Origin of the sequence: Streptomyces sp. NPDC006368 (assembly GCF_040612535.1) — a bacterium.
Classification (GTDB): Bacteria; Actinomycetota; Actinomycetes; order Streptomycetales; family Streptomycetaceae; genus Streptomyces.
Window position 1 is genome coordinate 1 of the sequence record NZ_JBEXQK010000076.1, and the last position, 9,128, is coordinate 9,128.

Genomic DNA, 9,128 nt, shown 5'->3' on the forward strand with positions numbered 1-9,128 from the left:
TCTTCCCCGCGCACCCCACGGCGCGAGTGGTCACCCACCGGACGTGAGGGGGGTCGGGGCGTGGGGGGTGTTCGGGCGTAAAACGACTCAACCCGCGCGAAGCGCGGTGAACGAGCGCCCGAAGGCCCCCCACCGAAGACCCCGGCACCCGACCCCGGCCCACCGGACCCAACCCCCAACGGCACCGCACCGGGCAACGGCACCGCACCGCACCGCAGCCGGGCCCACCGCTCGGCCGTCAGGACAGCTGGCTCGGCAGCGGGGCCGCGTGGATGATCGTGAGGCCCGAGACCGCTCGGGTGAGAGTGACGTACAGGCGGCGCAGGCCCGTGCGTTCGTCCGGTTCGCCGTCGACCACGGCCGACGGCTCGTCGAGGACCACGTAGTCGTACTCCAGCCCCTTCGCCAGGGACGCCGGAACCAGCGTGAGGCGGGTGTCCGGGGTTGATTCGGAGCCCGGCGAGAGATACGTCAGGCCCGCCGAGGTCAGCGCCTCCGCGAGGGCCGGGATCCGGGCGTCCGCCGCGATCAGGCCGATGGAGCCCTCGTGTTCCAGGGCGGACAGGCACGCCTCCACCACGGCGGCGTTCGCGTCGTCGACGTGCCGGATCTCCAGTGAGCCCGGCGCCTCGCGGACCGACCGCACCTCCGCGAGCCCGGGCGACATGTGCGGCAGCAGCCGTGACGCGTAGGCGATCACCTCGCGTGGCACACGGAAACCGGCCGTCAGCTCCTCCACGACGGCGTCCGGCTTGCCGAGGTGGAGCAGCGCGTCCGCCCAGCTCTCCGTCGCCCAGGGTGTGGTGCCCTGCGCCAGGTCGCCCAGCACCGTCGCGGAGCCGGTCGAGCAGCGCCGCCCCACCGCCCGGTACTGCATCGGCGACAGGTCCTGCGCCTCGTCCAAAACGACGTGGCCCAGCGAGTGGGTGCGCGAGACGAGGTCCATCGCCTCGTCGATCAGCACCGCGTCCGCCGCGGACCACTTCGCCGACTTCACCGAGCGCGGGGGCTTCGTCCACAGGATGGCCTTCTGTTCGTCGGTGCTGAGGAGGCCGTCCGCGTGCGCCGCGAGGAAGTCGGCGTCCGAGAGGAGCCGCAGGACCAGCTTGGCCGGGTCCACCGGTGGCCAGACCTCCTTGACGAACGCTTTCACCGCCGCGTTGCGCGCCACCGCGTTCTGCACGCGGTCGTCCGGTGCCTCGCCCGCCTGCTCCATCCGTACGAGCACCGCGTGCGCGACCCGCTGCGGCAGGGCCTCGCGGGCCGCCCCGTACCGGATGTCCCGGTCGAGCAACTCCCGGACGATGCCTTCCAGTTCGTACGCCGGGATCCGCCAGCGCCGCGATCCGCGCACCACCATCAGCGGTTCCGCCGGCGGCGTCACGTGCGCGCGCAGCGCCCGCCGCAGCACCTCGGCCATCCGGGCGTCGCCCTTCACCACGGCCGCCCCGGCGTCGTCGGCGCCCCGCACCTCCACGTGTGCCACCAGGTCGTCCACGGTCGCCTGCCGCACCTCCAGCTCGCCGAGCGCGGGCAGCACCTGTTCGATGTAGTGGAGGAAGGAGCGGTTCGGCCCGATGACGAGCGTGCCCGTACGGGCGAGCCGTTCCCGGTGCGCGTACAGCAGGTACGCGACGCGGTGCAGGCCCACCGCCGTCTTGCCCGTCCCCGGCCCGCCCTGCACGCAGACCGTGCCGCCGAGCCCGGACCGTACGATCTCGTCCTGTTCGGGCTGGATCGTCGCCACGATGTCCCGCATGGGGCCGACGCGCGGGCGCTCGATCTCCGCCTGGAGGAGCCTGGAGGCCCGCTCCTCCTCCGCCGGGTCGCTCAGGTGCTCGTCCTCGTAGGCGGTGAGCTCGCCGCCCGTGTACCCGAACCGGCGCCGCAGCGCGACGTCCCGCGGGTCCTTCCTCGACGCCCGGTAGAACGGCTGTGACACCGGCGCACGCCAGTCGACGACCATCGGGTCGCCGCCCGCGTCGTGGACGTGGCGCCGCCCGATGTAGAAGCGCTGCCCTTCCTGTGCCGTGGGCAGATAGTCGAGGCGGCCGAAGAACAGTGGTGTGTGGGACAGGTCGGCGAGCGCCTTGATCCGCAGCTCGATCTGCGCTTCCAGCACGGCGGCGTTGACCCAGTTCGCGGTGACGTCACGGATGTCGAGCGCTTCGACGTCCTCGCGCATGGCGCGCAGGGCGGACCGCGATGCGGCGAGATGGGCTCTCTCACGAGCCAGAGGGTCTGGGGCGTGCGTGGGCACGGCGAAGCCTCCGTCGGTCGTACGGGTGCGATGGCGGGGCCGTCCGGTTACCGACCGGGCGGCGGCGCTCCACGAGGGGGAGGCGGGCAAGGCGGGGGAGTCTAGCCACCACCGGGGCGCACGGGCCAACGAATTACGTCCCGGAGGCGACCCCGGACGCGAGTCGTGTGCGACCCGTAGGGGATGCCGTATGCCTGGAGTCGTACGGGGAGGTGTCCCGGTTCGGTCTGCGGACCGATGTACCGGGCACGGAGGGAAAACCATCATGGAGACATGACCACAGCCACGTTCCACACCCCTCCCGCCTCGGGCGCCACCGCCCTCGGCGTGACCCGTCACCCCGCCCACCGCCTCGGCAACGCCCTGCGCGCGGTGAAGGTCTTCGCCGAGGCGGCGTTCGGGGTCGTCGTGCTCGGCGAGTACGCCGAGCAGGCCGACGCCGGCGTCAAGCGACGCTGATCACCTCAGCGCCGCGAGACGCCCCGCGACCGCAGATCGCGTCAGGCGTCCCTGAGATCCGGGTCCGCACCGGCCGGACCGGCGTCCGCGTCCCGGAGCAACTCGTCCGCGTCCACGATGCGGTACGCGTATCCCTGCTCCGCCAGGAACCGCTGGCGGTGCGCCGCGAAGTCCTGGTCGATGGTGTCCCGCGCCACCACCGAGTAGAACGTGGCCTTGTGCCCGTCCGCCTTCGGCCGCAGCACCCGGCCCAGTCGCTGTGCCTCCTCCTGGCGTGAGCCGAAGGTGCCCGACACCTGGATGGCGACCGTCGCCTCCGGCAGGTCGATCGAGAAGTTCGCGACCTTGGACACCACGAGCACGCTGATCTCGCCGTTGCGGAACGAGTCGAACAGTTTCTCGCGCTGCGCGTTCGACGTCTCGCCCTTGATCACCGGCGCGTCCAGGTGCTCGCCCAGCTCGTCGAGCTGGTCGATGTACTGGCCGATCACCAGCGTCTGCTGGCCCCGGTGCCGCTCCACCAGCGCTTCCGTCACCTTCCGCTTGGTCGCGGTCGTCGCGCAGAAGCGGTACTTCTCCTCCGTCTCGGCGGTCGCGTACGCGAGCCGCTCCGCGTCGGTCAGATTGACGCGGACCTCGACGCAGTCGGCGGGCGCGATGTAGCCCTGCGCCTCGATCTCCTTCCACGGCGCGTCGAACCGCTTCGGTCCGATGAGCGAGAAGACGTCCGACTCGCGGCCGTCCTCGCGGACGAGGGTCGCCGTCAGACCGAGGCGCCGCCGCGCCTGGAGGTCCGCCGTGAACTTGAACACGGGCGCCGGGAGCAGGTGCACCTCGTCGTACAGGATCAGGCCCCAGTCCCGGGAGTCGAAGAGCTCCAGGTGGGGGTAGATCCCCTTCCGCTTCGTCGTCAGCACCTGGTACGTGGCGATGGTGACGGGCCGGATCTCCTTGCGCGTACCGCTGTACTCCCCGATCTCGTCCTCCGTCAGCGACGTCCGCTTGACCAGCTCGTGCTTCCACTGGCGGGCGGAGACGGTGTTGGTGACGAGGATCAGGGTCGTCGCCTTGGCCTGCGCCATCGCGCCCGCGCCGACGAGCGTCTTGCCCGCGCCGCAGGGGAGGACGACGACGCCCGAACCGCCGTGCCAGAAGCCCTCGACGGCCTGCTTCTGGTACGGGCGCAGCGCCCAGCCGTTCTCGTCCAGGTCGATGGCGTGCGCCTCGCCGTCCACGTAACCGGCGTGGTCCTCGGCCGGCCAGCCCAGCTTCAGCAGCGTCTGCTTGATCTGCCCGCGCTCGGAGGGGTGCACGGCGACCGTGTCCGGGTCGAGGCGTGTGCCGACCAGCGGCTGGACCTTCTTCGAGCGGAGGATCTCCTCCAGGACGGGCCGGTCGGTGGTGGTCAGCACCAGCCCGTGCGTGGGGTGCTTGACGAGCGTCAGCCGCCCGTAGCGGGCCATCGTCTCGGCGACGTCGACGAGCAGCGCGTGCGGCACGGGGTAGCGGGAGAACTCGACGAGCGCGTCCACGACCTGCTCGGCGTCGTGCCCGGCGGCCCGGGCGTTCCACAGGCCGAGCGGGGTGACGCGGTAGGTGTGGATGTGCTCGGGGGCCCGCTCCAGCTCCGCGAACGGAGCGATGGCGCGACGGCACGCGTCGGCCCGCTCGTGGTCGACCTCGAGCAGGAGTGTCTTGTCGCTCTGGACGATCAGTGGTCCGTTCACGCCTCACCCTTTCCTGGCGTTCTGGCGCCCGTGGCGGCGGCCTCGGGGACATGGCCAAACATCCAGTGTCCCGCATCGGCGCGGTGATCGGGGTGAGCGGAGTGAGGAGCCGGGCTGTGGCCGATGAGCGAGCGGATGAGTAGGGGTGCGGATGGGGTCGCGACCGTGGTCGCCCCCGTCCCGCCGGCCGTCTTCTCCGCGCCGCTGCGCACGGAGAACGCCTGGCGCGGCTGGCGGGGGTGATCACCACGTACGTCGGGCTGCTGGTCGTGGTGGGGTGGGTGGTCTTTCTCACCATGCTGCTCACCGGCCACGTCCACGCGTGACCGGTGAGGCCGGGGTGAGGCCGGCGGGGCGGTCGGCCGTCAGAGCATGATGCTCTGGATCAAGGGCCCCTCGATCTGGACCTCTCCCAGGGGGCCGCTGATCGGCGGCAACTGGAGCGCGGTGGCGGCGGAGGCGGCCGGGGCGGCGAACGCGGTGAGGAGGAGAGCGGCGGCGGTCGTCACGGCGACGGTGACAAAGCGGGACATGGCGGTCGGAGTCCTTTCACGCGTGGGTGGGGACAGCGGGACGGGCCCGCACCGTCCGGAGTGGTGGGGCCCGTTCGCACCGGGTCCGCGGGCGGTCAGAGCGTCAGACCGCCCCCGAGATCGATGCCGATGGCGGCGGCCGGGGCGGCGAGCGCCGACAGGAAGGCGGCGGTGGTGAGGAGGACGGTGGTGACTCGACGACGCATGGGACTACCTCTTTCCGTTGTGCCCAAGGTGTGGAACGGGACGACCCGTGGCTGCCCAAGCCGCGCCCACGGAATGCGGAAAGTCCCCCTGAGGTGGGGAATCGATCACCCCGGGGTGGGAAATCACCCACCCCGGCGCATGGACCCGAGGACGCGTGGAACCGGGCGTCGGACCTGGTCGTCGGCGCGCCGTCAGACCTGGTCGTCGGCGAGCTCCGCGACGCCCGTGATGCGGTGCAGCGGGTACGTGCGGACCTCGTCCGCCGTGTGGTCGTACGCCGTGACGAAGCCGCCCTCCACCCGCACCGGCGCGATGACGCGCTGGCTGGCGGCGCCGTCGGCGTTGACGTAGCCGATCCAGAGGGCCGAGCCGGTGAGCGCGGCGGCCTGGACGGTGGCGAGGGTCTCGGCGGCGGAGGTGCGGGGCAGTTCGCCGTCGGCCGCCGCCGGGCGGGCCGGCTCGGGTTTGCGGGCCACCGTGGAGGCCAGGTCGCCGGCCCGGATCGCCTTCACGGCGGCGCCGAGGAGGGTGTCGTCGGGCGCCGGCGGGCCGTCGGGCACGGGCGCGGGCGGTGTGCGCGGCGGGGTGCGGCGGGCGTGCGCGCGGGTGATCAGCACGTCGCCCTCGGCGGATTCGGCGGCCGGCGCGAAGCCCATGGACCGCAGCCCCTCCAGCAGCGCCGCCGGGTCGGCCTGCGCGGCCAGCACGGTCGGCGCGAGACGGCGCAGCCGCAGGGACGCCGACCGCTTGTCGGCCATGATCTCGCCGAGTACGGCGTCGTCGTCGCACCGTACGTAGGCGGAGGCGGCGCCCACCCGGAGGTGGCCGTGGCGCCGGGCGACGTCGTCGATGAGGTACGCCAGCGGCTGGGGCACCGGGGTGCGGGAGTGCGCGGCGAGGAAGGCGTGCAGGTCCGCCGCCGCCTGCCCGGCGTCGAGGGCGCGGCGCACGGACGCGGGTGTGAAGCGGTACACGGTCGCGCCGCCCTTGGACTCGACGTCCGCGAGGACGGCGAGCAGGTCGGCGAGCGGGCGCCGGAGCGGCCCGGGGGCGACCGCGGTGAGGTCTGCCTGGAGCAGCACGTGGTCGACGGGCTCGGGCAGCAGCGGCGCCAGAAGGGCGGCGGCCCGCGCCGCCCCCCGCGCGGCTTCGTCGACCGACAGGCCCGCTGCCGCGACCGCGGGGACGCTCTCGCCCGTCCCGCCCCCCGGCAGCAGGGCGCGGCCGTGGGCCGACAGGGCGCCGCGGCCCGTCACGCCCAGCAGCTCCGCCTCCGTCAGCGTCCACGTCGCCAGCCGCGCCCGCAGGTCCACGCCCGCGGGGGCCGTGCCGCCCCGCAGCGGGCGCTCCCACCGCAGGCGGGACAGGAGCGTCTCCGGGTCCGGGGAGGCCCCGGCCGGGAGCCCCGCCAGGAGCGTCAGCACCCGGCGCCGTACCTCCGGAGCCGCGCCCCGGTCCAGGTCCGGGCCGAGCGCGGAGAGCGAACGGCCCTTCGCGTCCTGGCCGCCCACCAGCCCGGGGGTGCGCGTGGCGGCCAGCCACGCGGCGGCGAGCCGCGCCCACCGCCGGGCGGCCGGCAGGTCGAGCCACTCGTCGTACTCCGGCGTCGGCGCGTACCGCTCGTCCGCCTCACCGTCCGCGGCGATCAGGCCCGCCGCGTAGGCGAGTTCCACCCAGAACGCCGCCACCGGCTCCGTCACGTCCAGCGCGACCGCCGTCCGCTTCAGGTCCCGTACGGACAGGCCGCCCGCCCGCAGCACCGCCGGGCCGCCCTCGTTCCACTCCCTCAGCAGTTCGTCGACGGTCGCCAGCGCCGTGTACGCCTGGCCCGCCGCCGTACTGTCCACAACCTGTGGACGGTGCTCACGCGCGGGGGCCACCACCGGAGCCACCGGCTCCGGCACCCGGTGGGCCCGGCCCGCACGCAGATGCAGCGCCGCCTCGCGCGGCAGCACCACCGTGCGGGTCGTCGCCGGCAGCAACAGTCCCCGGTCGCGCAGCCACCGCACCGGCGGAGCCGGATTCGCGGTCACCTCGCCGTACGGCGGCCCCCACACCAGCCGGTCCAGCACCCCCAGCGCCTCCATCGGCGCCGTGTCGAGCAGCGCGCCCATCCGCTCCCGGTCCGTGAACAGCGCCGTCAACGCCGCCACCGCCGACACCGGATCGTGCGTCGCCGGCAGCCCGGCCGCCGCGAGGATCTCCTGCACCCGGGTCGGCGACATCCCCGACGTGGCCTCCGCGACCGTCGGGCCCAGCCCCGTCGGCGACGGGTGCTGCGGCGACGGCGCCAGCAGCTCACGCGCCGTACGCACCAGCCGAAGCCGGTCGTCGTCGCCCCACAGCAGCGCCTGGTCCCGCAACACCACGACCGCGCCCGGGAGCGCCGCCTCGACGTCCGGATCACCGTCGTCGCCGGCCATCAGCCCGAGCAGTACGGGGTAGGGCGCCGGATCCGGCGCCACCGCCAGCGCCTCGGCGGTCTGCAGGGTGAACCGGTCCAGGCGCTCCAGCGCCCGCACCACCGAGGCGCGCGTGCCGGCACGGGTGGCGAGCTGGGTCAGGTCGCTCGGTACGGGCACGAGCAGATCCGGCCGGGCCCGCAGCAGCACGGCCAGCCCCGCGTCACCGCGCGCCCGCAGCGCCTCCGCGAGGGTGCGCGGAGCGGACGTACTGCCCTTGCCTTCGGTGCCTTCGGTCCCCATCCGCACCACGTTAGCCGCTGCGCGCGCGCTAACGTCGGGTCATCACGGCAGCCCGGGCCGCGGAGGGGCACAGTGGGGATCGAGAGCGACCAGCTGGTCTTCGACTACCTGAGCCGGGTCGGTGACCTCGCTCAGCGGCAACAGCTGCCGTCGCAGGCACGGATGAGACTCGTCGCGTCACTGCGCGGCGAGATCGACCGCCGGCGCGGCAAGGACGACAGCCCCGAGGCGGTGCGGCGCATCCTCACCGGCCTCGGCGCGCCGGACGAGGTGGTGGCGGCGGCCTCCTCGGCCGACCTGACGGTCCCGGAGCAGCGCACGCCCCGCTCCGCCGTCGAGCCCGGCTCCGCCGTGGACTGGTCCAGTCCCCACCTGGCCGGGAGTGACGACATCGGCCCGGGGGACGTCCAACCCGACTGGTGGCGCGTCGAGGACGTGCCGGCGGGCTTCCACGGCGGCGTGGAGATCCCGGAGATGCTGAAGCCGCCCCCGAAGAACGGCGCCGCGCCGGGGGCCGTCGCGCCGGGGGAGGCGGCCGATGCCGCTGCCGCCGCTCCGGCCCCGGCCCCGGCGCCGGTGGGGCGCCGCCTCGCGCGGCGCCTCCTGCGGCGGCGTACGGCCACTCCGGCCACGGCCGGCGCCGTGCCCGGGCCTCCGCCCGTGCCGGTGCCCGTGGCAGGGCCGCGCGTCCGGGTCGGCAGCCCGATGCTGCTTCTGGCCGCCGCACTGCTGGTCGTCGGCGCGGTCCTGGGCTCCTGGCTCGCCCTCGCGGGCGGCTGGCTCCTCGCGTACGGCTCGCGCCGCCTGAGCCAGGCGGAGACGAAGCTGGCCGTGCTGGGCCTCCCCGGCCTGGTCGCGGCGGGCGCGGTCGTCTGGCTGTGGGGCAGGATGGACGGCCGCTGGGGCGAACCCCTCCCCCCGGGCGGTCCCGCGATGTCCGAGGCCCTCACGAGCACGTGGCCCTGGGTGGTCCGCGGCGCGGCCGTGGCGTCGGCCCTCTTCCTGACCTGGCGCGCCCGCCGCCGCTGATCCCCTCGCGGGGTGCGGTGCCGCTGGGGGTTGGGTCCGGTGGGCCGGGGTCGGGTGCCGGGGTCTTCGGTGGGGGGCCTTCGGGCGCTCGTTCACCGCGCTTCGCGCGAGTTCGGTCGTTTTACGCCCGAACACCCCCCACGCTCCGACCCCGTCCCCCTCACGTCCGGTGGGTGACCACTCGCGCCGTAGGGGTGCGCGGGGAAGG

At 74.4% G+C, this 9,128-nt stretch carries 6 protein-coding genes; 2 read left to right on the forward strand and 4 right to left on the reverse strand.

Annotated elements, in window-relative coordinates:
* Positions 1-238 precede the first annotated feature (238 nt).
* Positions 239-2,185, reverse strand: a complete 1,947-nt coding sequence (locus tag ABZZ38_RS29765; RefSeq protein ID WP_356745545.1) for a UvrD-helicase domain-containing protein — start codon at positions 2,183-2,185, stop codon at positions 239-241.
* Between the two features lie 348 nt (positions 2,186-2,533).
* On the opposite strand from ABZZ38_RS29765, the gene ABZZ38_RS29770 reads away from it, so the two are divergent.
* Positions 2,534-2,719 (forward strand): hypothetical protein, encoded by a 186-nt coding sequence (locus ABZZ38_RS29770; protein WP_356745547.1) that lies wholly within the window; start codon positions 2,534-2,536, stop codon positions 2,717-2,719.
* Between the two features lie 41 nt (positions 2,720-2,760).
* Here ABZZ38_RS29770 and ABZZ38_RS29775 read toward each other — a convergent pair whose 3' ends face one another.
* The 3 genes from ABZZ38_RS29775 to ABZZ38_RS29785 form a co-directional block, all read right to left on the reverse strand.
* Positions 2,761-4,446: a DNA repair helicase XPB gene (locus ABZZ38_RS29775; protein WP_356745549.1), complete on the reverse strand. Its 1,686-nt coding sequence runs from the start codon at positions 4,444-4,446 to the stop codon at positions 2,761-2,763.
* 365 nt (positions 4,447-4,811) lie between these two features.
* Entirely contained in the window at positions 4,812-4,979 is a 168-nt protein-coding gene (locus ABZZ38_RS29780; protein ID WP_356745551.1) for a hypothetical protein, read from the reverse strand.
* Positions 4,980-5,377: 398 nt separating this feature from the next.
* Complete coding sequence (locus tag ABZZ38_RS29785; protein ID WP_356745553.1) at positions 5,378-7,891, reverse strand: helicase C-terminal domain-containing protein; 2,514 nt, start codon at positions 7,889-7,891, stop codon at positions 5,378-5,380.
* 72 nt (positions 7,892-7,963) lie between these two features.
* On the opposite strand from ABZZ38_RS29785, the gene ABZZ38_RS29790 reads away from it, so the two are divergent.
* Positions 7,964-8,920: a hypothetical protein gene (locus ABZZ38_RS29790; RefSeq protein WP_356745555.1), complete on the forward strand. Its 957-nt coding sequence runs from the start codon at positions 7,964-7,966 to the stop codon at positions 8,918-8,920.
* Positions 8,921-9,128 lie beyond the last annotated feature (208 nt).